Below are 22546 nucleotides of genomic sequence, written 5' to 3'. Positions count from 1 at the left end.
TTTTGTATGATAAAACTTTATCCTTTAAGCTTATCAGCATTTATTTAAACCGCCACTATTATATTTTTTATCTAGACATTCTTTGAAAAATTCCCCTCTGGTTTTTGGAATTTTTCCTGGATGTTTTTGTTTCATGTGTTCTAAATACTTATCATAACTAGAAAGTCCCACCAAGGGATGAAAAAACCTTTCGGCTTTTTCATAATAATACTTAAATTTTTTGAAATTCATCAATCTTAATATACTTAGTTTCTTTAAGAGGAATTTTAATTTTACCTAAGCAAATTCCTATACAAGAAATTATAACAAGCAAGGTAGCTATCATAAAGAACACACAAAGAATTGCATTAAGTAAATTTCCAACTTTACTTTGAGTGGCTATTGAAATTTCTTTTTTAATTGTAGAAATTTCTTTTTCATCTTTAGTGTTATTTAATTTAAATTCTAAATCTTTAATTTTTTGACTTTGTATGCTAACGGCGGCTACATGACTTACCGCATTTGCTACTTTATTGCCTTCTTCATAAGGCATAATTTTTTGAATTCCTCCATACAGAGTTGCCACTAAGACAAATACCGCAGGTACTAAAGTAACCCAAGTATATCTTGCCTTGCCCATTTTTACAAGTATAGTTGTAGCAAGAAGCAAAGCCATACCCGCAAGCATTTGATTACTCACGCCAAAAAGAGGCCAAAGCGTATAAATTCCTCCCTTAGGATCAATGGCACCTTGATAAAGAAAATATCCCCAACCTGCAACACTTAAAGCCGTAGCCAAAAGTCCAGCTGGATAATTATGAATATCTCCTAAAGGTTTATAAACATTACCCAATATATCTTGCACCATAAAACGACAAGCCCTTGTCCCAGCATCCACCGCTGTTAAAATAAATAAAGCTTCAAACAATATAGCAAAATGATACCAAAAAGCCATCAAATCCACGCCGCCAAAAAGTTCATGCAAGATCAAAGCTACACCTATAGCAAAAGTTGGAGCTCCACCTGTTCTTGAAAGTATAGTATGCTCTCCTATATTTGTAGTCAAAGTAGTAATTTCTTCAGGAGTAATGCTAAATCCCCAACTTGAAATGGTTTGTGCTACACTTACAACATCTGTTCCTATCAAAGCAGAGCTTGAATTTATAGCAAAATAAAGACCTGGATGTAAAATACAAGCACAAATTAAAGCCATAATCGCCACAGCACTTTCAGCAAGCATAGAGCCATATCCAACAGCTAAGGCATGAGTTTCGTTTTCAAGCATTTTAGGAGTAGTTCCACTAGAAATCAAAGCATGAAAACCACTGATCGCACCACAAGCAATGGTAATAAATAAAAATGGAAATACTCCACCTGCAAATACTGGACCTGTTCCATCAAAATACTGAGTATTTGCTTTTGGCATTTGCAAATCAGGAGCAACCAAAACAATAGCTACAGCCATTACCACAATAACACCGATTTTCAAAAAAGTTGAAAGATAATCTCTTGGAGCAAGTAAAAACCACACAGGTAAAACAGAAGCAATAAAACCATAAGCCATCATAACAATTGCCAAAGTTGGAGCTTCTAAAGTAAATATTTTAGCCCAATAAGGATCAGCAGCTATAACGCTACCATAATGAATAGCCAAAATTAAAAGCACAAAACCTATTATAGAAGCCTCCCCTACTCTACCTGGACGGATAAAACGCATATAAATTCCCATAAATATTGCTATAGGAATAGTCATTGCGATAGTAAATAAACCCCATGGAGATTCTGCTAAAGCTTTTACAACCACCATAGCTAAAATGGCAATAATAATAAGCATAATGCCAAAAATCGCCACCATAGCAACTCCACCTGTAAATTTACCCATCTCATCCTTAATCATCTCGCCAAGACTTCTACCTTTTCTACGAGTAGATATAAAAAGAACAACAAAATCATGCACAGCACCCGCTAAAACTCCTCCTACTAAAATCCAAAGCATAGAAGGCAAATATCCCATTTGAGCAGCCAAGATAGGTCCTACTAATGGACCTGCTCCTGCAATAGCAGCAAAATGATGTCCAAATAATACAGCCTTATTTGTAGGCACAAAATCACGCCCATCATTTTCTACAAGTGCTGGTGTTGCGCGATTTTTATCAAGTTCTAAAACCTTATAAGCTACAAAATGCCCATAAAATCTATATCCTATCATATAAATACATACAGCAGCAACCACCAAATAAATCGCTGATACACTTTCGCCATTTTGTAAAGCTAAATAACTAAAACAAATAGCGCCTAAAGTTGCAACAAGCAACCATAAAATTTTAGTACTTAACTGAGTCATATTTCTCCTAAGAAAATAAAATATTTTCAAAGAATAACAGATTTATAGATTAAATTGTATAGAAAGATGTTTAGTTTTTTCACATTTTTAAAAAATATATATTTTTTGTTTCTTTAAGTAGCATAAAAATGAAAAGCTTAAAAACAATCTTTAAGCTTTTTTAATCTAAATAAAGAGAGAATTTACACTTTCGTTATGATAAACACGACGTATTACTTCAGCAAAAACAGATGTAACACTTAATACTTTAATATTTGGTAATTGCTCTTTTAAAGGTATGGTATCTGTTACTACAAGCTCATCTAAAGCTCCACTTGCTATTCTCTCATAGGCTTTTCCACTTAAAACTGCATGAGTACAGCAAGCCATAACAGATTTTGCACCTTTTTCTTTTAAAGCTTCTGCAGCTTTAACTATAGTGCCAGCAGTATCAATAATATCATCTACTAGGATAACTTCTTTATCTTTTACATCTCCAATGATGTTCATTACTTCACTTTCATTGGCTTTTTCGCGACGCTTATCAACTATAACTATATCAAGTCCTAAATGCTTTGCAACACTCCTAGCTCTTGCAACACCGCCTATATCTGGACTTCCTATAATAGCATTTTTAAAATGTTTGGCTTTAATATAATCATTAAAAACTATACTTCCATAAAGATTATCTACTGGAATATCAAAAAAACCCTGAATTTGTCCTGCATGCAAATCTATCGTAGCTACGCGATCAATCCCAGCTGCCTGAATCAAATTAGCCACAAGTTTAGCAGTAATTGGCACTCTAGGATTTGCTTTTCTATCTTGTCTCGCATAGCCAAAATATGGGATAATAGCCGTAATCGAATTTGCACTTGAGCGACGCAAAGCATCTGTAAGAATTAAAAGTTCCATTAAATTATCGTTTGTAGGAGCACAAGTACTTTGAATAATAAAAACATCCTTTCCGCGTACGCTCTCATCAATTTGAACACTAATCTCCCCATCACTAAACCGTTTTACTCCAGCATCGCTTAAAGGCAGGGAAAGATATTTAGAAACTTGTCTTGCAAATTCCACATTAGCTGAGCCTGAAAAAATTTTATAACCTCGCATAAAAAACCTTAATCAATAAAATTATGAATTAATACAAAGGATTTTAATAAAAAAAATGTTAAAAACTGCTGTAAATTTAAAAAGCTTATATAAAAATATAAGCTTTTTTAAGAAATGTAAGCTGTCTTTTTGGCATAATATCTTACCAACATAGAAAGTGAAAAACATATTATAAAATAGATTCCCGCAACAACACCTATCATCGCTAAAATTTCTTCAAAACTTGTTAGTTTTGCCAATATAGTTTTTGAGTTATAAGTAAGCTCAGCTATACCTAAACCCGCTAAATAAGCTGTATCCTTTACAGTGGTTACAATTTGAGATAATAAAGCAGGTACTATTTTTCTAAAAGTTTGTGGTAAAATAATATAAAAAAGAGTAAAAAATTTACCAAAACCTTGAGAATAAGCTGCTTCAAACTGACCTTTTGGTATAGAATTTAATCCACCTCTAATAATTTCAGCCATAACCGAACTCGTATAAAGTGAAAATCCTATAGTACCCCAAAAAGCTTGAGGAAATTGTCCAAAAAATACAGGTAGAACAAAACAAGCTGCAAGCATCCATAATAATAAAGGAGTATTTCTAAAAATATCTATATAGCAAGCTGCTAAAAATTTACTTAATCTATCCCCATAATTTTTAGTTATAGCTAAAAAAGTTCCAAAAACAATCGAAATAATACAAGTTGCTAAGGCTATTTTTAATGTCAGAAATAAACCTTGCATTAAAAATTCAATATTTTGTGCATTAAAAACATTTTCCATTAACAACCCTTTATCTCGTTAAATGTGCTTTTTTTAATTTATTTTCATAAGCCTTTGCAAAATAAGCCAAAGGATAACAAATTATAAAATATAAAACCGCTGCAAATATATAAGCTGGCGCATAATTTCCATAATCAGCTGCATAACTATCAGCAGAATGCATTAACTCAGCTCCACCTACAATAAGCAATACAGAGGTATTTTTGATTAAATTTACCATTTGATTTGTCATCGGTGGTAAAATAATTCTAATGGTTTGAGGTACTATGATATAACGCATTTGCTGAATATAAGTAAACCCTTGAGAAGCAGAAGCTTCAAACTGACCTCTTGGCACAGCCAAAATTCCACTTCTAACCACCTCGCTTACATAAGCTCCGTGATAAGCCCCAACACCCAATACACCAATAGTAAATATATCAAGTCTTATACCTAAAATAGGCAAGGCATAAAACAAAAAGAAAATTTGTATTACCAAAGGAACATTTTGAAAAAGCTCTACGTAAATTCTAGTGTAGGCTCTGATAATTTTAAATCTACTTATAGCCATAACTCCGCCTATAGTTCCAAAAATTGTAGCTATAAGCAAAGCAAGAATGCTTACTTCTAAAGTATAAATAAAACCATTAATAAAAGCATCTTTATTATCCAAAGCATCTAAAAATTTCCATACCGCAAAAGGGCTTATACTATTTTCATCATATAAACCCCAAGAAGTAAGAATTTGTCTTAAATGTTCAACAAAACCTACACTTTCATTCATATTATAAACCCCATTTTTTCGCTAAAGCATCAATTTCACTTTTATGTTCTTTTACAAAATCATCAACATATTTTGCAAAAGCTGGATCATCTTTTTTGGTTACAATACCATAACTTTGTGGTTCAAAACTATCTGGTAAAATTTCACTTTTATCATCCACATAACCTAACAATATTGATTTGTCTACAGAAAACGCATCAACTCTTTTAGCATCTAAAGCAGCTTTTATACTTGGATAATCAGGAAATTCACTAAATTTAACATCGACACCAATTTTTTTAGCAGCTTCACCTATAGCTTTTTTTGTAGTTGCAGCTTGAGCTACTCCAATATTTGCACCTTTCATATCAGCTAAAGATTTATAATTTTTTTCTTTTAAAACTAAAAGCCCTATAGCATCTTGATAATAAGGTTCTGAGAAATTATAAATTCTTTTTCTCTCTGGAGTAATAGTAAAAGTTGCTATCACTGCATCTACACTACCATTATCAAGCAAAGGGCCTCTTGTTTTAGCATTAACTGCGACTAGTTTTATTTTTTTATCATCACCTAATATACTTTTAGCTAGCAATTTGGCAACATCTACTTCAAAACCTTTAATTTCACCTGTTGCTTGATCAAGTAAAGCATAATGTGGAACATCATTTTTAACACCAACTATTAATTGTCCTTTAGATTTAATAGACTCAAGTTTACCTTCTGCTGCATTAGCATTACTGAATGCAACACAAGCACCTAGAGCAAAAACTGCCAACTTTAATAAAGATTTTCTAAAAACCATTTTTTCTCCTTTCAATTTTGGTTAATTTTTAAGAATTTTCCCTAAAAAGAGTCGCGCTCGTTCGGTTTTTGGATTTGAGAAAAATTCACTAGGAATATTTTCTTCCACAATAGCGCCATCTTCCATAAAAATAATCCTATCTGCTACTTCTTTTGCAAAACCCATTTCGTGTGTAACAACCACCATGGTAGTATTGCTTTGGTGTGAAATTTCTTTCATTACATCTAAAACCTCTTGTATGGTTTCTGGATCAAGGGCTGAAGTAGGTTCATCAAATAAAATATAGGGTTTTTTAGTACAAAGTGATCTTGCTATAGCAACGCGCTGTTGTTGTCCGCCTGAAAGGGTTGCTGGATAAACATTTGCTTTATCCACTAAACCTACGACTTTTAAATACTTAAAAGCTGTTTCTTCAGCTTCTTTTTTAGATTTTTTTTGAAGTTTCATTGGAGCTAAGGTTAAATTTTGCAAAACCGTCATATGTGGATATAAATTAAAATGCTGAAAAACCATTGCACAATATTTTCGACAAATTTCAATTTTATTTTTATGATTTAAAACAAGATTGTTAACTACGACCTCTCCTGAACTAACTTCTTCAAGCCCATTCATGCAACGGATAGTTGTACTTTTTCCACTTCCACTTGGACCTATAATAACAAGCTTCTCACCTTCTTTAACAGAAAGATTAATATTCTTTAGAACATGATGAGTTCCGTAGTATTTGTTTACATTTTTTAATTCAATCAAGTTTTTTCCTTTATTTTTAACTAAATATAAAATTAATTAAAATTATTTTATCATTAAATAAAGAAAACTACTTCAAAATGTAACTTATTTTTACTAATAAATTTCTAAAGTGTAACTTTTAGTAATTTTTAGAATTCATACTTTTTCATAGTAAACACCTCTTGGAGAGAAAATCTTTTTAAAATAAATAGTCTCTGGAATTAAATCAGCATTGCCAACATAAAGCCTTCCTTTATCATTTAAAATTCTATGAAATCTCTCCATAAGTTTTAGTTTTGATTCATGATCAAAATAAATAATCATATTTCTAGAAGCTATAATATCAAATTTTCCCAATCTTGAAAATTTTTCTTCAAAAACATTGCAAAGTTCAAATTTACAAGTACAAAGCTCATTTTTATTAATAGTATAAAATTTATCTTCGCTTTCTAAAAAAAACCTTCTTTTTTCACTCTCGCTCAATCGCTGTAAAGTTCTTCCTTGATATTTTCCAAGTTTTGCTTTTTCAATCACGCTTGAATTAATATCAATGCCTAAAACATACATATCTTTAATAAAATTCTGTGCAGCCAATAATGCCAAAGAATATACCTCTTCTCCACTTGAACAAGGGGCGCTTAGGATATTTACTCTCTTTTCTAAGCTTTTGGCATAATAAATTATTTCTTTCAATTGAGCCAATTCTCTTAAAAAATAAGTTTCACCTATGGTTACAAAATCTAAAGTTTCTTGTTTAAGTTGTCTATTACTTTTTAATTTTCCCAAAAATTCGGAAAAATTTTTAGTATTAGTTCCTTCAAGAAATTTATTCAACTTTAAAGCTAATATATTTTTTTTATCGGTTAAATCAATACCGCTCATTTCGTTGATAATTTTTATAAATTCATTAAGTTCTAATTCGCTAGGAGTTATTTTTTTTTCCATGTAATTTTCCTTTTATTAATCCTGATCAATAAAATTTATAATTTCTTTTTTAATTTCTTTTAAGCTCATAGGTTTTAAATGTGGATTCATATCTTTTGCTCTTTTTGGCATACCATAAACGACGCTATCTGCCTCATTCTCACATAAACATCTAACCCCTGTTTTATAAAGCTCAAATAAACCTTTTGCGCCATCATCTCCCATACCCGTTAAAATAATAGCAAGTATTTTATTTGTTTTTGCCAAAGAAACAGCGGAATGAAAAAGCAAATCTACACTTGGCTTAAAACTTGATACCACATCTTGCCAAGAGGCTACAATATTTAAATTTCCAGATAAAATAGTATTTTTAGGGCAAATATAAATTTTATTGCTTAATATCTCTTTATCGTTCAATAAGCACACTTCACTAAAAGCCTCTTTATTAAATTGCCCCACAAAAGATGGAATAAAACTAACACTCATGTGTTGAGCTATAACTACACAGGTATTTTTTATATCAATATCCTTTAAAAGAAATTTAAGCTGATTAGGACCACCTGTTGAAGATCCTATGAGTATGAGCTTCATTTTCTTCTCCCCTTAATTTATTGAAATTTTATTTTTCTTGTCGCAAATTCTAACATATATAAAGAAAAATAAAGCTTATTTTTAAAAAAAGAAAAGCTGTTTTTATGATTTAATATGATAAGATTAGATTTTTATCTTATTTTATATAGTAATTAGGAAACCAATGCTTAGGGAAAAAATTTATATTGCTAGTGATCATGCTGGTTTTGAATTAAAAGAAAAAATTTGCGTATTTTTAAAAGAAAAAAATATAATTTTTAACGATTTAGGAACAAACACTTGCGCAAGCTGTGATTATCCTGATTATGCACATTTACTTGCCGAAAAAATAGACAAACGAAGCTTTGGCATTCTTATTTGTGGAAGTGGAATTGGAATTTCTATTGCAGCAAATCGTCATAAAAACATTCGCTGCGCATTATGCCATGAAAGCTTAAGTGCGGAACTTGCAAGAAGACATAATGATGCCAATGTTTTGGCATTAGGTGGAAGATTAATCGGGATTGAATTAGCTACAGATATTATAGAAAAATTCATTCAAACTCCTTTTGAAGAAGGGAGACATATGCAAAGAATTCAAAAAATTGAGGTAAAAATATAATGTTTACAAACTGGCTTGTTTTAACTATATTAATTTGTGCAACTATCTATCTGATTGTAATGTTGTTTTACTATAAAACTCTACTTAATAAAGAAAAAACATCAAAAGATTTTATCAAAAACAATCTTGATGATACTGAGATTGTTATTAGAAAACTACAAATCCAACTTCAAAGAAGTCTTGGAAATATAGATATACTCACAGAAGAGCTTAATAAAATCAAAGCAGACCTTACATCTTTAAGAACTAGAAATTCTCAATATCGTTTAGAAAATGACAAACTAAGACAAAGAATTAAAGAATTAGAAGCAAAAATCGAGGCATTATTATGATAAAACTAACACAAGAAGAACAAAAATACCTGCTTGATAGCATTAGAATTATTGCTGATTTTCCAAAAAAAGGAATTATTTTTAGAGATATTACCACTCTACTAAATAACAAAGAGGCTTTAAATTTTCTACTTAAACATTTAAAAGAACGCTACAAAGATTACAATCTAGACTTCATAGCAGGAACAGAAAGCAGAGGATTTATCTTTGCATCTATGATTTGTGCAAAACTTAATCTTCCTTTTGTGCCTATTAGAAAACCTGGAAAACTCCCTTTTGAAACCTTTAGCTGCGAATATGATCTTGAATATGGCAGCGATAAAGTAGAACTTCATAAAGATGCATTTAAAAATATTCAAAATGCAAAGGTTTTACTTGTAGATGATTTAATAGCAACTGGCGGAACAGCTATAGCTTCGTATGAACTTATTCAAAAAGCTGGAGCAAAATGCGTTGAAGCTTGTTTTTTAATGAATCTTAAAGATTTAAATGGAGCAAATAAACTTGAAAAACTTACTTCAGTTTATAGTGTTTTAGAAATTTAAAACTATAGAAAGGCGCAAATGGAAGAATTTTTAAAAAATTTACTTTACCAATACAAAGATCTAGCATATATTATTATTTTTTTATGGTGTATTTTAGAAGGGGAGTTGGCTTTAATTTTGGCAGGTATTTTTGCCCATCAAGGACATGTAAATTTAGGCTTTGTTATATTTATAGCAGGACTTGGTGGTTTTGTAGGCGATCAAATTTATTTCTATATAGGAAGATATAATAAACGTTACATACAAAAAAAATTAAAAACCCAAAGGCGTAAATTTGCAGTAGCACACTTACTTTTACAACGTTTTGGTTGGCCTATTATTTTTATACAACGCTATATGTATGGCTTTAGAACCATTATACCTATGAGTATAGGAGTCACGCGTTATAGTGCAAAAAAATTTGCTATTATCAATCTTTTTAGTGCTTGGGTTTGGGCATCAATCACTATACTTTTAGCTTGGTATTTTGGAGAACAAATTTGGAAGATGGTGACTTGGGCTGAAGAACATTGGTATTATGCAGCCATTATTATTATAGCTTTTTTATCCCTTTTATTATTTGGTTTTAAACAAATGGAAAAAGCTATACTTAAAGATAAAAGGAAAAAATCATGAAATTTGAATTAAACGATAAAAAACTAGATGCTATAAAAGCAGACTTTGAACTTATTTTTATACAGGATAAAAATTTAAAAAATTTTAACAAAGAAAAAGATTTTTTTAAACTTAATAATTACAAAGGCGAAGGTGTATTACTAGACTTAAACAATAAAAAGCTTTATTTAGAGCTTAAAAGCCTTGCTTATGAGGATATAAGATTAAGTCTTTGCACAGCATATAAAACTCTTGAAAAGCTTAATATAAAAAGCGTAAAACTTCCTAGCATAATAGGAGATTGTGTAGTTAGAAGTTTTACATCTTTAGTTGAAGGCGTACTTTTTGGAGCTTATAAATTTGATAAATATAAAAGCGAGAAAAAAACAAGCACTTTGGAAAAATTTATTATTTCAAGCGAAGAATTAAATGGTAAGAAATTTAATAAAGATGAAGCTAAGATAGGCTTGGAGCGTGGAGAAATTTTAGCTAATGCCACAAATTTTACTAAAAATATAGTCAATGAAATTCCTGAAATTTACACCCCTTTAAAAATGGCAGAAGATGCGCAAAATTTAGCTAAAGAAAATAAAAACATTATTTGTAAAATTTATGATGAAAAATTTTTGGCCAAAGAAAAAATGAATGCTTTTTTGGCAGTCAATCGTGCCTCGGTACATCCACCACGCCTCATTCATCTAAGCTATAAAGCCAAAAATGCAAAAAAACGTGTTGTATTTGTTGGAAAAGGCTTAACTTACGATTGCGGTGGATTAAGCTTAAAACCAGCTGATTTTATGCTTACAATGAAAGCTGATAAAAGCGGTGCAGCAGCAGCAATGGGGATCATAAAAGCCGTAGCCGAGCTTGCTTTAGATTTAGAAGTGCATTGTATTTTAGGTGCAACTGAAAATATGATAGGCGGCAATGCTTATAAGCCTGATGATGTGTTAATCAGTCGCGAAGGCGTAAGTATAGAAGTAAGAAATACAGATGCAGAAGGACGCTTGGTTTTAGCTGATTGTCTTTCTTTTGCACAAGATTTAAAACCTGATTTACTTATCGATATGGCAACACTTACTGGAGCTTGTGTTGTAGGACTTGGAGAATTTACAAGTGCTATTATGGGAAACAATGAAGAATTGCAAAATGATTTTTATCTAAGCTCTAAAAAAAGTGGAGAATATACTACAATCTTACACTTTAACCCCCACTTAAGAGAACTTATAAAATCAAATATTGCCGATATTAGCAACACTGCCTCTAGTCGCTATGGAGGCGCAATTACCGCGGGGTTATTTTTAGATAAATTTATTCGTAAAGAATATAAAGACAAATGGTTACATCTTGACATAGCAGGACCTGCTTATACGGAAAAATCTTGGGGATATTCTAGTTTTGGTGCAGGTGGAGCTGGAGTTAGAATGTGTGTTAATTATTTAATTCAAATTTTAAGGAAATCTAAATGAGTTTAAGCGTAGGTATAGTAGGACTTCCAAATGTTGGCAAATCAACGACTTTTAATGCTTTAACTAAAGCACAAAATGCCCAAAGTGCAAACTATCCTTTTTGCACTATAGAGCCTAACAAAGCCATGGTTGAAGTTCCTGACTTAAGACTTAATGAACTTGCTAAAATCGTAAAACCTGAAAGAATTATGCATTCTTTAATAGAATTTGTAGATATCGCTGGACTTGTTAAAGGTGCAAGTAAGGGTGAAGGCTTAGGAAATAAATTTCTTTCAAATATACGCGAAACTGAGGTTATTTTACACATAGTGCGTTGTTTTGATGAAGAAAATATCACCCATGTTGAAGGTGGAGTTAATCCTTTGCGTGATGTAGAAATTATCAATACAGAACTTATTTTAGCAGATATTGAACAACTTAGTAAAAAAATAGAAAAACTCACCAAAGAAACCAAAGCCAACCAAAAGGGTGCTAAAGAAAGCCTCGAACTTGCAAATTCTTTACTTGATCATTTAAACAAAGGCTTAGCTGCAAGTTCTTATCCTGAAAAAGAAAGCGAAATTTATCAAGCCTTAATCAAAGAATTAAGACTGCTTTCTGCTAAAGAAGTGATTTATGGTGCAAATGTTGATGAAAATGGTATTAGTGAAGATAATGATTATGTAAAAGCTTTAAAAGAATATGCTAAAAAAAATGATCATGAAGTTATCAAGCTTTGTGCAAAAATCGAAGAAGAATTAGTAGGATTAAGTGATGAAGAAAGTCGTGAATTTTTAAGTTCTCTAGGAGTTAACGAAAGCGGTCTTGATCAAATCATACGCACTGCTTTTACTAAGCTTGGACTGATCAGTTATTTTACCGCTGGTGTAGTTGAAGTGCGTTCTTGGACAATCAAAAAAGGCTGGAAAGCACCAAAAGCAGCGAGCGTGATTCATAATGACTTTGAAAAAGGCTTTATAAAAGCTGAAGTTATTTCCTATGAAGACTATATCCAATACAAAGGCGAAAATGGCGCCAAAGAAGCAGGAAAGCTACGCCTTGAAGGAAAAGACTATATCGTTTTAGATGGCGATGTAATGCATTTTAGATTCAATGTTTAGGCAAAATAGCCTAAACAATATTTATATTTTTTTAATAAATTCTTGTAAAATTTGAATTTGCTTTTCTACGCTTGTAGTAGAACTTGAGCCTTCACTTTGTTTAGAATTTAAAGAAATTTCAAAATTTAAAAGCTCTATAGCTTTTTCATCAAATATAGGATCTATTTTTGAAAGATCTTTAATTTCGCTTATATCAATGCCTTGTATTTCAGCTTGTGCAACAACATTTCCTACTATAAAATGTGCCTTTCTAAAAGGAATATTTTTTTCACGCACTAAATAATCCGCCAAATCAGTAGCCAATAAATGACCTTTTTTGCAAGCATTAAGCATATTTTCTTTATTAATTCGTATTTCTTTTAACATTGCATTTAAGATGATTAAACTATCTTTAGCGGTTTTTACACTATCAAAAAGCCCTTCTTTATCTTCTTGCATATCTTTATTGTAAGCTAAAGGTAGAGCTTTCATTATAGTTAAAAGAGAAATCAGATTTCCATAGACACGCCCTGTTTTTCCGCGTATAAGTTCACAAACATCGGGATTTTTTTTCTGAGGCATGATAGAACTTCCTGTTGAAAAACTATCACTTATGGATATAAAAGAAAATTCCGAACTTGAAAATAAAATCATTTCCTCGCAAAGTCTTGAAGTGTGTGTAAAAATAACTGCTATATCATAAAGTAAATCAAGAGCAAAATCTCTATCACTCACTCCATCCATAGCATTTGGCATAATATCTTTAAATCCTAAAATTTTAGCGTTCAACTCACGATTGGTGGCATAGCTTGTTCCTGCACACGCACAAGACCCAAGTGGCGAAAAATCAGCGAGTTCTAGACTATTTTGCAAACGCTTAATATCTCGCATTAGCATAAAAGCATAAGCTAAAATATAAAAAGAAAAACTCACAGGCTGAGCGTGTTGTAAATGTGTAAAACTTGGCATAATAGTTTTTTTATGCACTTTGGCATGTTTGAGCATGGTTTGAATCAATTCTTTTAAAAGCTTTATAAGTTCAATATGAGATTTTTTGACAAAAAGTTTAAAATCAGTAGCCACTTGATCATTTCTACTTCTTGCAGTATGAAGTCTTCCACCAATTTCACTACCTATAAGCTCGCTTAAACGCTTTTCTATAGCCATATGAATATCTTCATCTTTAATATCAAAAATAAATTTGCCTTGCTCTATTTCACTTCTAACCTGCTCTAAACCTTTTATAATAGCATCTAATTCTTCTTTTTTTAAAATACCACAACTTTCAAGCATTGTAGCGTGTGCTATAGAACCTTGTATATCTTCATTGAACAAAGTTTTATCTACATTTAAACTTGCATTAAATTCTTTTAAAAGCTCATCACTTGCACTACTAAAGCGTCCTGACCACATTTCATTTTTCATTTAAATGCCTTAAATTTTTGGTCCAAATTTGCTAAATTCAATGCCTTCTTTGACATCTTCGTAACGTTTAAAATTTTGTATAAACATATGTGCTAATTTATCTCTTGTTGCAATATAATTATTTTTATCTGACCAAGTATTTATAGGATTTAAAAGCGTGCTTTCTACACCTTCTAAAGCTTTTGGAATAGCTAAATCAAACACTTCAAAATTTTCAAATTCGCATTTTGCAATACTTCCATCTAGAATAGCATTAATGCAAGCCCTAGTAGCCTTAATACTCATTCTTTTACCCACACCGTAGCTTCCACCGCTCCAGCCTGTATTAACAAGATAAACATTAGCTTCATGCTTTTCAATCTTTTCACCAAGTAATCTCGCATAAACCGTTGGATGCAAAGGCATAAAAGGTTCTCCAAAACAAGCTGAAAAAGTTGCTTGAGGTTCTAAAATACCACGCTCAGTTCCAGCTACTTTTGCTGTATAACCACTTAAAAAATAATACATAGCCTGCTCTTTGCTTAGTTTACTTACTGGAGGTAAAATTCCAAAAGCATCTGCACTTAAAAATATAATATTTTTTGGATGCCCTGCTTTTAGACTAGGCTCATGATTTTCAATATGCTCTATAGGATAAGAAACTCTTGTATTTTCTGTTTTTGAAGCATCAGCATAATCAACACTCTTATCGGCTCTTAAAACTACATTTTCTAAAAGTGCATTTCTTTTAATGGCACCATAAATTTCAGGCTCATGTTCAGGATCGAGATTGATTGTTTTTGCGTAACAACCACCCTCAAAATTAAATACACCTTCATCATCCCAACCATGTTCGTCATCACCTATAAGTTTTCTTTTTGGATCGGTTGAGAGTGTAGTTTTTCCAGTGCCACTAAGTCCAAAGAAAAGTGCTACATCACCTTTTTCTCCGACATTTGCACTACAATGCATAGAAAGTTTATTTTCTAGTGGCAACCAATAATTCATCATAGAAAAAATACCTTTTTTCATTTCTCCACCATACCAAGTTCCACCAATAACTGCTATATTTTCTTCAACATTAAAGATTACAAAAACCTCTGAATTTAAACCATCTTGTTTGTAATCTTCATTGATACATTTGCAAGCATTATAAACAATAAAATCTGCTTTAAAATTCTCAAGTTCTTCTTGACTTGGGCGAATAAACATATTTTTAACAAAATGCGCTTGCCATGCAATTTCAGTAACAAATCTTACTGCTTTGCGACTTTGCAAAGAAGCGCCACAAAAAGCATCTTGAACATAAATTTTCTTTCCACTTAATTCTTGTTTTGCTTTGGTCAAAAGCTTATCAAATAATTCTTTTGTAATGGGCTGATTTACCTTTCCCCAAGCAATATACTTACTAGATGGATCTTGTTTTACAAAATATTTATCTTTAGGACTTCTACCTGTAAAAATCCCTGTATCTACACAAAAAGTATCATTATCCGTACTTAAACCTTCATTATTTGCTTTTTCATGAGCATTTAATTCATCATAACTTAAATTATGAAAAATTTCTTTTATATTATCCAAACCTAAATTATCAAATTTTTTCATCTTTCCCTCACTTTAATTCTTATAGATAGCTAATACTTCGCCTTCGTTAACAGTATCGCCTATTTTAATACAAAGCTCTGAAATAATTCCATCTTTTGGAGCATTAACCTCAATCTCCATTTTCATTGCTTCTAAAACCATGATGGCTTGACCTGATTTTACTTCTTCACCTTCGTTAACATAAATTTTAAAGACATTACCTGAAATACCTGCTAAAACTTCATTTTCAGCATCTACAGAACTTGTTGAATTTGAAGAAACAATATTTTTATTTTCTTCTACTTTTTTTACACTTTTAACATTAACATCTTTATCAAAACCATAGCTTACCTCTACATGATATTTATTACCATTTACAGCTACGGTAAATTTGTTTTCATCTACACTCATAGGCTTTGGCATACTAGCTAATTTGCGTACATTTACCTTTGCCTCTCCTTTTAAAAATGCTATACCTTTTTCTTTACAAGCTGCTGCAATAAATATATTTTCTTCACTCGTTTCTATACTCTCTTTTTCAAGCAAGGTTTTGGTATAAACTATACTTTTACTCTCATCTTTATCAGCTATATTAATAGCAAGCTCTGTAGTAGGTTCTAAATTAAGTTGTTTTGAAGCAAGTTCAACAATATTTGCATCGGGTGTAACAGGAGTTTTTCCAAAATAACCAAGCACCATTTTTCCATAACCTTCTGCTATTTTTTTCCAAGGTCCAAACATCACATTATTAAAAGCTTGTTGAAAATAAAATTGAGAAACTGGAGTAACCGAAGTACCAAATCCACCTTTTTCTACAACTTCTCTCATAGCATGAATGACTTGTGGAAATTTATCTAAGATATTATTATCTCTCATCATTTGTGTATTTGCTGTTAAAGCTCCTCCTGGCATAGGAGAAAAAGGAATAAGTGGATTTACCATAGTAGCTTCAGGTGGTAAAAAATATTCTTTTAAACAATCTTTTAAAACTTCTTCGTATTTTAGAATTTTTTCTTCCTCAAGTCCGCCTAAATCATAATCTTTGCCTTTTAAAGCATGCATCATGGTTAAAATATCAGGCTGAGAGGTTCCGCCACTTACTGGAGCCGCAGCCAAATCGATACCATCAACCCCTGCTTCAAGTGCTGCAAGATAGCAGGCTATACTCACTCCTGCAGTTTCATGCGTATGAAGTCTAATGTGTGTATCTTGAGGTAAAATTTTTCTAGCCATTTTAATGGTTTCATAAATTTTATTTGGATTAGAAGTCCCACTTGCATCTTTGAAACAAATACTATGAAAAGGAATTTCTGCTGCTAAAATTTCTTTTAAAATTTTTTCATAAAAAGGCACATCATGGGCACCTTTACAATTTGGCGGTAAATCCATTAAAGTGATAGTAATTTCATGCTTTAACCCATGTTTTACTATACATTCACCACTAAATTTTAAATTATTTACATCATTAAGGGCATCAAAATTTCTTATCGTTGTAGTACCGTGTTTTGCAAAAAGTTTTGCATGCAAATCAATAAGTTCACTACTTCCAGTATCTAAAGTAACGGTATTGACCCCTCTTGCTAAAGTTTGAAGATTGACATCTTTTCCTACAATAGCCCTAAATCTATCCATCATGGTAAAAGCATCTTCATTAAGATAAAAATACAAGCTTTGAAATCTAGCACCACCGCCAAATTCAAAATGTGTAATGCCTGCTTCTTTTGCTGCTTCTATTGCAGGAAAAAAATCATCCATTAAAACCCTAGCTCCATAAACAGACTGAAAACCATCCCTAAAGCTTGTATCCATTACATCGATGAATTTTTTAGCCATTATTTTTCCTTAAAAAATATTTTTTCATTATTATACAAAAATTTGATAACACATTACCAAAATTATTGCTATAGGCGATATAAAACGAATAAAAAACAACCAAATTAAGAAAATTTTTCGACTTATAAATTTAGAAAAAATTTTATAAATTTGTTTTTTATTCATAAAAAAACCTACAAATATAGAGCATGCTATAGCACCAAGTGGAAGTAAAAAATTTGAAGTTAATTTATCTAATAAAGTAAAAAAATCTTTGCCAAAAAAACTAAACATAGAAAAAAAATTTAAATTTAACGACAAGATACAACAAATTCCAAAAACAAAAACAAATAAACCTATTAAAAATAGAGCTTTAGCACGAGAAATTTGATAGTTATTAATCATATAAAAAGTTAAAGGCTCTATCATTGAAACAGCTGAAGTAATACCAGCAAAAAAAAGTGCTAAGAAAAAACAAAATGCAAAAATATAGCCTAAAATCCCAAGCTGATTAAACAAACTCATCAAGGATACAAAAACAATCCCCGCTCCTTGAGTATGTGGATCGGCTCCAAATTCAAAGATAAAAGTAAAAACAATAAGTCCCATAATAAAAGAAATCAATAAGTTAATCAAAACAATATACACTGAACTTTTTATAAAATTTGTTTTTTTATCCAAGGCTGATGAATATGTAACTATACAACCTATTCCCAAGCATAAGGTAAAAAATGCAAGCCCTAAGGCTTCGGCAATAGAGCTAAATTTAAAGTGTGAAAAATCAGGATAAAATAAATAAGAAAAAGCATTTGCAAAACCTTGCTTAAATCCCATGCAATAAAACAACATAAAAACAAGCATTAAAAATAAGCTAGGCATTATAACAACGTTTAATTTTTCAATCCCTTTGATTAAACCTTTAGATACTATCAATAAAGTAAGAAAAAAAGATAAAGTGAAGAAAAAAACAGAACTTGTCAAATTTGTAGTGATTAAATTCTGAAAATTACTTGCTGCTTCATCTAAAGTTTTAGGAAGATAATAAAGACTCACTACAGTATATTTTAAAACCCATCCCATGATAACTAGATAAAAAGAGAGGACAAAAATACCACCTAACATAAAAACGCCGCCATATCGCCATCTATTGCCATATTTTATAGCAAGATTTGAATAAGCATTTGCAAGATCACTTTTACTTAAACGTCCCATAGCCACTTCAGCCAAAAAAATACTAAATCCTATAGTTAAGGTAAAAAACAAATATAAAAGCACAAAAACAAAACCACCATTTTCTGCACTTAAAGTTGGAAATTTCCAAGCATTACCTAAACCAACGGCTCCACCAGCAACAGCCAATACAAAACCGATTTTTGAAAAATATGTTCTCATTATTTTTCAAACTCACTTTAAAAAAGCGGCTATCATAACTATAACAACAGCCAAAGGGGAAATAAATCTCAAAAACACATACCAAAGTTCAAAAAATATACCGCTCATATAAGGTTCAAATAAAATTTTTAAAGCATCTTTTTTCATCACAAATCCCACAAAAATAGCTGCCAAAATTCCACCTAAAGGCATAATAACCTTGCTTGAAACACTATCAAGCAAATCAAAAAAACTCATTCCAAAAAATCCAAACTGAGTACTTTTTAAAGAAGATAAAATACACAACATTCCTAAAATATAAACAACAATTCCTATTAAAATCAAAGCTTTTTTACGGCTCATGCCAAAAGTATTAATAAGATAAAAAGCAAAAGGCTCTATCATTGAAACAGCTGAAGTAATACCAGCAAAGATTAAAGAAATAAAAAATGCTGCTCCAAAAATACAACCAATCACCCCAATTTTTTCAAATAAAGTAGCTAAGGAAATAAAAACAAGTCCTGGTCCTTGCTGATTAGGATTGTAGCCAAATTCAAAGATAAAAGTAAAAACAACCAAACCCATTAATAAACCAACTAAAAGATTGATAAAAATAATATTTAAAGTACTGGTAATAAAATTGGTTTTATCAGGCAGACTAGCAGAATAAGTAATAATCGTTCCAACGCCCAAAGAAAGACTAAAAAAAGCAAGTCCTAAGGCTTCAAGAACATTTGAAGTGTTGATTTTGGAAAAATCAGGTACAAAAAGAAATTTAACCGCCATCATAAAACCATCTTTACTAATAGCATAAACAAGCATCAAAATAAGTAAAATAAACAATGAAGGCATCATCCAAACATTTAACTTTTCAATCCCATTCTTAACACCTTTAGAAACAATATAAAAAACACATAAAAAAACCAAAGTAAAACAAATAAACTGACTTAAAAAATCCTCACTTGTAAAAAATCCAAACTGTGCTTTACTTACTTCTAGATCCATAGGCAAATTTCCAGTGATACTTAAAAACACATATTTAACTATCCAGCCAATCACCAAGGTATAAAAAGAAACTATTAAAATCGCCCCCACCATAGTAAAACCAACATAAGACCAAGCTTTTTTATTTGAAGGTGCTAACTTTTCATAGGCATTAACCGGATCTTTTTCACTAATTTTTCCTATGCTAAGCTCAGCTAAAAATATCACAAAACCTACACCTAAAGTAAGAATTATATAAAGCAAGATAAAAGCAGATCCACCACTTTGACCTACTAATGTTGGAAATTTCCAAGCATTACCCAAGCCCACCGCTGAACCTGCTACCGCTAAAATGAAACCTATTTTTGAAAATTTAGAACTCAATGTTACAACCTTAACTTAAAAATTATTTTAAAATATTATTAAAGCAAAAAAACTTTTAAGCTTTATTGAAAACAATCAAATTTAAATCAAAAATGTGAATTTTTGTAAATTTCAATAAAAATAAAGATACTTTTGGTTATAATTCGGCTTTATTTTTAAGTCTTAAGTAGGGATACGCAAGCCGAACTGATTTAAAAATTGAAAAAATTTTTTTATAGAAAGGTTAAGATAATGAAAAAAGTTCTTTTTTTATTATTAGCATGTTCAGCAGTAGCTTTTGCAGCTGAAACTAATGCTCCAGTAGAGCAAGAAGCTATTAATGTATGGATTAAAGCATTTTCAGTTCTTGCAGCAGGTTTAGGTCTTGGTGTTGCAGCACTTGGTGGTGCTATCGGTATGGGTAATACTGCAGCGGCAACAATTGCAGGAACAGCTAGAAACCCTGGCCTTGGGCCAAAATTAATGACAACTATGTTTATCGCTTTAGCGATGATTGAAGCACAAGTTATCTATGCTCTTGTTATCGCGCTAATAGCACTTTATGCAAATCCTTTTATAGTTTTACAATAAAACTTATCAAAGCCCTTTTTGGGCTTTTTTTATGCGGTTATGGTGGAATTGGTAGACACGCCATCTTGAGGGGGTGGTACGCTCTGCGTGTGCGAGTTCAAATCTCGCTAACCGCACCATCGATACTATAAACTACTATAAATATCATACTTATAAAATATCGATAAAATAGGCATTTATAGCTATATAAAGCCTAAATTAAAGTTTTTTCCGTTAAAATTCATTTCGAAACTTTTTTCCTAACTTTTCTCCTAACTTTTTATTTTTTATTCTAAAAAGTTAGGAGAAATTACCACAAGGAGTCTATTTTTAAATGCTTACACAGAAAGATATAGTAAATATTAGTCCAAAAGATAAAAAATTTTTAATTAGCGATAGTGATAATTTATTTGTATTAGTTTATCCTAGCGGCAAAAAGTCTTTTGTATTTGATTGTAAAGATCCAAAAACAAGAAAATTAAAAAGAATAACTTTGGGGCAATTTCCGCAAATATCAATTAAAGAAGCTCGAGATAAAAAAATGAGATAAAAACTTTACTAAAAACTAATGAAAGTATAAGAAAAAAAGAAGGATGTGATACAAGTTTTAGAAAAATTGCTGAACAGTATTTTCTTCAAAAAAACGACATAACAAAACGCACTCTCAATGAGTCTATTAAGCGAATGGAAAATCATTGCTATCCTATTATAGGAGATATTCCCATTAGTAATCTTAAAAGAAGCGATATTTTAAATGTTCTTGAAAAAATAAAACTACAAAAAAATCCGAAGTCGGTAAAAAAATATTTACAACATTAACTTATGCAGTTAACAAAGAGATGATTGAAAATAATATTATGCTTGGTATAAAAAGAAAGGATTTGGTCTATAACAAAAAAACAAGACATTTTGCGACTATTACGGAAGTTTCAAAAATTAAAGAATTAATTGAAAATATTATTTATATACAATGTGATACAAATACAAAAATGGCAATCTTATTGTCGCTTCTTACTGCGCAAAGAAGTTTTAGCATAAGAAATGCTGCTTGGGAAGATATTGATTTAGAAAATGGCTTGTGGAACATACCTGCTTCAAAAATGAAAATGAAAAAAGCGCATTGTATACATCTAAGTGATATTGCAGTGCAATTATTAAAAGAATACAAACAAATAAGTCATCATGATCTTTTATTTAAATCCATTAAACAAAAAAGAAAGGCGATGGACTAAATGAGATCTTGAGTGATAATACAGTAAGAATGGTATTTAGAAGAATGGGATATTCAAATGAAGATTTTACTCCACATGGTTTTAGATCTATGTTTAGTACTCTAGCTCACGAAAATATTCAAAAACATCAGTTTAGTAGCAATATTATAGAAATGTGTTTGGCACATACGGAAAAAAATAAGGTTAAAGCTTCATATAATTTTGCACAAAATTTAAAAGAGAGAAGGGAGTTGATGCAATGGTATAGTGATTATTTGTGCGAAATATGCCCAAAATTAAAAGATTTTATTTTACTTGATTTTATATAAAAAGGAATAATATGAAAAACAAATATTTAAAAGAAGCATTCACTCGGGCGGGGGGTGAATTTCTTGAAAATAAAGAAAATAAAGAAAATAAAGAAAATAGAGAAAATAGAGAAAAACTCATAAAAACCCTAATAATACACTTAAATTCTTATTTAGAGGCTGAAAATAATCTACAAAAAATCAAGATTTTAGTCAAAATATATCAAAATTTACAAAAATGTAGCCGAACTCCTGATCTTATTGACATAGAAGAACTTGAATTTAACAAAGAAGACATTTTCGAAGAATTATTTTATGCTTTAGGCGGTTTAGGAGGTATGTATTC

At 30.9% G+C, this 22546-nt stretch carries 26 protein-coding genes and 1 tRNA gene; 13 read left to right on the top strand and 14 right to left on the bottom strand.

From position 1 onward, the window contains the following. Positions 1-33: 33 nt before the first annotated feature. The 9 genes from kcuS to AJ886_RS02020 form a co-directional block, all read right to left on the bottom strand. On the bottom strand, positions 34-231 hold the full coding sequence (gene kcuS, locus AJ886_RS02060) for a KCU-star family selenoprotein (protein WP_002867452.1): 198 nt from the start codon (positions 229-231) through the stop codon (positions 34-36). Continuing rightward, on the bottom strand, positions 212-2323 hold the full coding sequence (locus tag AJ886_RS02055) for a carbon starvation CstA family protein (protein ID WP_070276244.1): 2112 nt from the start codon (positions 2321-2323) through the stop codon (positions 212-214). The genes kcuS and AJ886_RS02055 overlap by 20 nt, the downstream gene beginning before the upstream one ends. 165 nt (positions 2324-2488) lie before the next feature. Then, positions 2489-3418 (bottom strand): ribose-phosphate pyrophosphokinase, encoded by a 930-nt coding sequence (locus AJ886_RS02050; protein ID WP_002861611.1) that lies wholly within the window; start codon positions 3416-3418, stop codon positions 2489-2491. 107 nt (positions 3419-3525) lie between these two features. After that, complete coding sequence (locus tag AJ886_RS02045; protein ID WP_004305969.1) at positions 3526-4185, bottom strand: amino acid ABC transporter permease; 660 nt, start codon at positions 4183-4185, stop codon at positions 3526-3528. A gap of 10 nt (positions 4186-4195) precedes the next feature. Next, positions 4196-4948, bottom strand: a complete 753-nt coding sequence (locus tag AJ886_RS02040) for an amino acid ABC transporter permease (RefSeq protein WP_044780509.1) — start codon at positions 4946-4948, stop codon at positions 4196-4198. 1 nt (position 4949) lies between these two features. Further along, positions 4950-5729, bottom strand: coding sequence for a bifunctional adhesin/ABC transporter aspartate/glutamate-binding protein PEB1a (gene peb1A, locus AJ886_RS02035; RefSeq protein ID WP_044780510.1), 780 nt, complete (start codon positions 5727-5729; stop codon positions 4950-4952). Between the two features lie 21 nt (positions 5730-5750). Continuing rightward, on the bottom strand, positions 5751-6479 hold the full coding sequence (locus AJ886_RS02030) for an amino acid ABC transporter ATP-binding protein (protein ID WP_002865902.1): 729 nt from the start codon (positions 6477-6479) through the stop codon (positions 5751-5753). Between the two features lie 135 nt (positions 6480-6614). Next, entirely contained in the window at positions 6615-7403 is a 789-nt protein-coding gene (locus AJ886_RS02025; protein WP_070276240.1) for a CheR family methyltransferase, read from the bottom strand. Between the two features lie 15 nt (positions 7404-7418). Further along, positions 7419-7973 carry a CheB methylesterase domain-containing protein gene (locus AJ886_RS02020; RefSeq protein ID WP_002861616.1) on the bottom strand — a complete coding sequence of 185 codons (555 nt, stop codon included), beginning with the start codon at positions 7971-7973 and terminating at the stop codon, positions 7419-7421. A gap of 163 nt (positions 7974-8136) precedes the next feature. Between AJ886_RS02020 and rpiB the strand changes: the two genes are divergently transcribed. Genes rpiB through ychF form a run of 6 tightly spaced genes read left to right on the top strand, consistent with a single transcriptional unit; the run spans position 8137 to position 12614 of the window. Then, positions 8137-8574: a ribose 5-phosphate isomerase B gene (gene rpiB, locus AJ886_RS02015; protein WP_002861617.1), complete on the top strand. Its 438-nt coding sequence runs from the start codon at positions 8137-8139 to the stop codon at positions 8572-8574. After that, positions 8574-8906: a membrane protein gene (locus AJ886_RS02010; protein WP_002853247.1), complete on the top strand. Its 333-nt coding sequence runs from the start codon at positions 8574-8576 to the stop codon at positions 8904-8906. The genes rpiB and AJ886_RS02010 overlap by 1 nt, the downstream gene beginning before the upstream one ends. Then, positions 8903-9451, top strand: a complete 549-nt coding sequence (apt, locus tag AJ886_RS02005) for an adenine phosphoribosyltransferase (RefSeq protein ID WP_044779227.1) — start codon at positions 8903-8905, stop codon at positions 9449-9451. Before AJ886_RS02010 ends, apt begins: the two co-directional genes overlap by 4 nt. A gap of 18 nt (positions 9452-9469) precedes the next feature. Then, positions 9470-10066 carry a DedA family protein gene (locus AJ886_RS02000; protein WP_002861619.1) on the top strand — a complete coding sequence of 199 codons (597 nt, stop codon included), beginning with the start codon at positions 9470-9472 and terminating at the stop codon, positions 10064-10066. Continuing rightward, entirely contained in the window at positions 10063-11514 is a 1452-nt protein-coding gene (locus AJ886_RS01995) for a leucyl aminopeptidase (protein WP_044779226.1), read from the top strand. Before AJ886_RS02000 ends, AJ886_RS01995 begins: the two co-directional genes overlap by 4 nt. Further along, positions 11511-12614 carry a redox-regulated ATPase YchF gene (ychF, locus tag AJ886_RS01990; RefSeq protein ID WP_004305979.1) on the top strand — a complete coding sequence of 368 codons (1104 nt, stop codon included), beginning with the start codon at positions 11511-11513 and terminating at the stop codon, positions 12612-12614. Before AJ886_RS01995 ends, ychF begins: the two co-directional genes overlap by 4 nt. Before the next feature lie 21 nt (positions 12615-12635). On the opposite strand, the gene argH is transcribed toward ychF, so the two are convergent. The 5 genes from argH to AJ886_RS01965 are packed head-to-tail and all read right to left on the bottom strand — an operon-like array spanning position 12636 to position 20132. Then, positions 12636-14018 carry an argininosuccinate lyase gene (gene argH, locus AJ886_RS01985; RefSeq protein ID WP_070276238.1) on the bottom strand — a complete coding sequence of 461 codons (1383 nt, stop codon included), beginning with the start codon at positions 14016-14018 and terminating at the stop codon, positions 12636-12638. A 9-nt stretch (positions 14019-14027) separates the two neighbouring features. Then, positions 14028-15602 carry a phosphoenolpyruvate carboxykinase (ATP) gene (pckA, locus tag AJ886_RS01980; RefSeq protein ID WP_004305981.1) on the bottom strand — a complete coding sequence of 525 codons (1575 nt, stop codon included), beginning with the start codon at positions 15600-15602 and terminating at the stop codon, positions 14028-14030. Between the two features lie 12 nt (positions 15603-15614). After that, entirely contained in the window at positions 15615-17414 is a 1800-nt protein-coding gene (locus AJ886_RS01975; protein ID WP_070233360.1) for a biotin/lipoyl-containing protein, read from the bottom strand. A 30-nt stretch (positions 17415-17444) separates the two neighbouring features. Continuing rightward, the gene (locus tag AJ886_RS01970; protein WP_044779224.1) at positions 17445-18785 is read right to left on the bottom strand and encodes a sodium-dependent transporter; all 1341 of its coding nucleotides are present in this window, start codon (positions 18783-18785) and stop codon (positions 17445-17447) included. Positions 18786-18797: 12 nt separating this feature from the next. Further along, complete coding sequence (locus AJ886_RS01965; protein WP_044779223.1) at positions 18798-20132, bottom strand: sodium-dependent transporter; 1335 nt, start codon at positions 20130-20132, stop codon at positions 18798-18800. Positions 20133-20363: 231 nt separating this feature from the next. Between AJ886_RS01965 and AJ886_RS01960 the strand changes: the two genes are divergently transcribed. The 7 genes from AJ886_RS01960 to AJ886_RS01945 all read left to right on the top strand — a co-directional run. Next, positions 20364-20702, top strand: a complete 339-nt coding sequence (locus AJ886_RS01960; RefSeq protein ID WP_002861627.1) for a F0F1 ATP synthase subunit C — start codon at positions 20364-20366, stop codon at positions 20700-20702. Positions 20703-20735: 33 nt separating this feature from the next. After that, positions 20736-20821, top strand: a tRNA-Leu gene (locus tag AJ886_RS01955). A gap of 194 nt (positions 20822-21015) precedes the next feature. Continuing rightward, positions 21016-21231 (top strand): Arm DNA-binding domain-containing protein, encoded by a 216-nt coding sequence (locus AJ886_RS10155; protein WP_002881691.1) that lies wholly within the window; start codon positions 21016-21018, stop codon positions 21229-21231. After that, positions 21228-21500 carry a phage integrase central domain-containing protein gene (locus tag AJ886_RS10990; RefSeq protein ID WP_374220172.1) on the top strand — a complete coding sequence of 91 codons (273 nt, stop codon included), beginning with the start codon at positions 21228-21230 and terminating at the stop codon, positions 21498-21500. Before AJ886_RS10155 ends, AJ886_RS10990 begins: the two co-directional genes overlap by 4 nt. A gap of 20 nt (positions 21501-21520) precedes the next feature. Further along, positions 21521-21913, top strand: a complete 393-nt coding sequence (locus tag AJ886_RS10150; protein ID WP_052521783.1) for a tyrosine-type recombinase/integrase — start codon at positions 21521-21523, stop codon at positions 21911-21913. 8 nt (positions 21914-21921) lie between these two features. Continuing rightward, positions 21922-22221 (top strand): tyrosine-type recombinase/integrase, encoded by a 300-nt coding sequence (locus tag AJ886_RS10145; RefSeq protein WP_002881695.1) that lies wholly within the window; start codon positions 21922-21924, stop codon positions 22219-22221. An 11-nt stretch (positions 22222-22232) separates the two neighbouring features. After that, positions 22233-22546 (top strand): hypothetical protein (locus AJ886_RS01945; RefSeq protein ID WP_070287065.1); only part of this gene is annotated, 314 nt, incomplete at its 3' end.

This window comes from Campylobacter sp. BCW_6465, from assembly GCF_001762815.1.
GTDB lineage: Bacteria > Campylobacterota > Campylobacteria > Campylobacterales > Campylobacteraceae > Campylobacter_D > Campylobacter_D jejuni.
The sequence above is the reverse complement of the archived record's forward strand: the minus strand, read 5'-3'. Positions and strand labels throughout refer to the sequence as shown.

Bases quoted from the DNA above. Each gene is read 5' to 3' on its own strand.
- AJ886_RS02050 (WP_002861611.1), bottom strand. From the start codon at position 3,418: ATGCGAGGTTATAAAATTTTTTCAGGCTCAGCTAATGTGGAATTTGCA.
- AJ886_RS10155 (WP_002881691.1), top strand. From the start codon at position 21,016: ATGCTTACACAGAAAGATATAGTAAATATTAGTCCAAAAGATAAAAAA.
- AJ886_RS02045 (WP_004305969.1), bottom strand. From the start codon at position 4,185: ATGGAAAATGTTTTTAATGCACAAAATATTGAATTTTTAATGCAAGGT.
- AJ886_RS02010 (WP_002853247.1), top strand. From the start codon at position 8,574: ATGTTTACAAACTGGCTTGTTTTAACTATATTAATTTGTGCAACTATC.
- kcuS (WP_002867452.1), bottom strand. From the start codon at position 231: ATGAATTTCAAAAAATTTAAGTATTATTATGAAAAAGCCGAAAGGTTT.
- AJ886_RS01960 (WP_002861627.1), top strand. From the start codon at position 20,364: ATGAAAAAAGTTCTTTTTTTATTATTAGCATGTTCAGCAGTAGCTTTT.
- AJ886_RS10150 (WP_052521783.1), top strand. From the start codon at position 21,521: ATGATTGAAAATAATATTATGCTTGGTATAAAAAGAAAGGATTTGGTC.
- AJ886_RS02055 (WP_070276244.1), bottom strand. From the start codon at position 2,323: ATGACTCAGTTAAGTACTAAAATTTTATGGTTGCTTGTTGCAACTTTA.
- argH (WP_070276238.1), bottom strand. From the start codon at position 14,018: ATGAAAAATGAAATGTGGTCAGGACGCTTTAGTAGTGCAAGTGATGAG.
- AJ886_RS01995 (WP_044779226.1), top strand. From the start codon at position 10,063: ATGAAATTTGAATTAAACGATAAAAAACTAGATGCTATAAAAGCAGAC.
- ychF (WP_004305979.1), top strand. From the start codon at position 11,511: ATGAGTTTAAGCGTAGGTATAGTAGGACTTCCAAATGTTGGCAAATCA.
- pckA (WP_004305981.1), bottom strand. From the start codon at position 15,602: ATGAAAAAATTTGATAATTTAGGTTTGGATAATATAAAAGAAATTTTT.
- AJ886_RS02025 (WP_070276240.1), bottom strand. From the start codon at position 7,403: ATGGAAAAAAAAATAACTCCTAGCGAATTAGAACTTAATGAATTTATA.
- AJ886_RS01975 (WP_070233360.1), bottom strand. From the start codon at position 17,414: ATGGCTAAAAAATTCATCGATGTAATGGATACAAGCTTTAGGGATGGT.
- AJ886_RS01970 (WP_044779224.1), bottom strand. From the start codon at position 18,785: ATGAGAACATATTTTTCAAAAATCGGTTTTGTATTGGCTGTTGCTGGT.
- rpiB (WP_002861617.1), top strand. From the start codon at position 8,137: ATGCTTAGGGAAAAAATTTATATTGCTAGTGATCATGCTGGTTTTGAA.
- peb1A (WP_044780510.1), bottom strand. From the start codon at position 5,729: ATGGTTTTTAGAAAATCTTTATTAAAGTTGGCAGTTTTTGCTCTAGGT.
- AJ886_RS02040 (WP_044780509.1), bottom strand. From the start codon at position 4,948: ATGAATGAAAGTGTAGGTTTTGTTGAACATTTAAGACAAATTCTTACT.
- AJ886_RS02020 (WP_002861616.1), bottom strand. From the start codon at position 7,973: ATGAAGCTCATACTCATAGGATCTTCAACAGGTGGTCCTAATCAGCTT.
- AJ886_RS02000 (WP_002861619.1), top strand. From the start codon at position 9,470: ATGGAAGAATTTTTAAAAAATTTACTTTACCAATACAAAGATCTAGCA.
- apt (WP_044779227.1), top strand. From the start codon at position 8,903: ATGATAAAACTAACACAAGAAGAACAAAAATACCTGCTTGATAGCATT.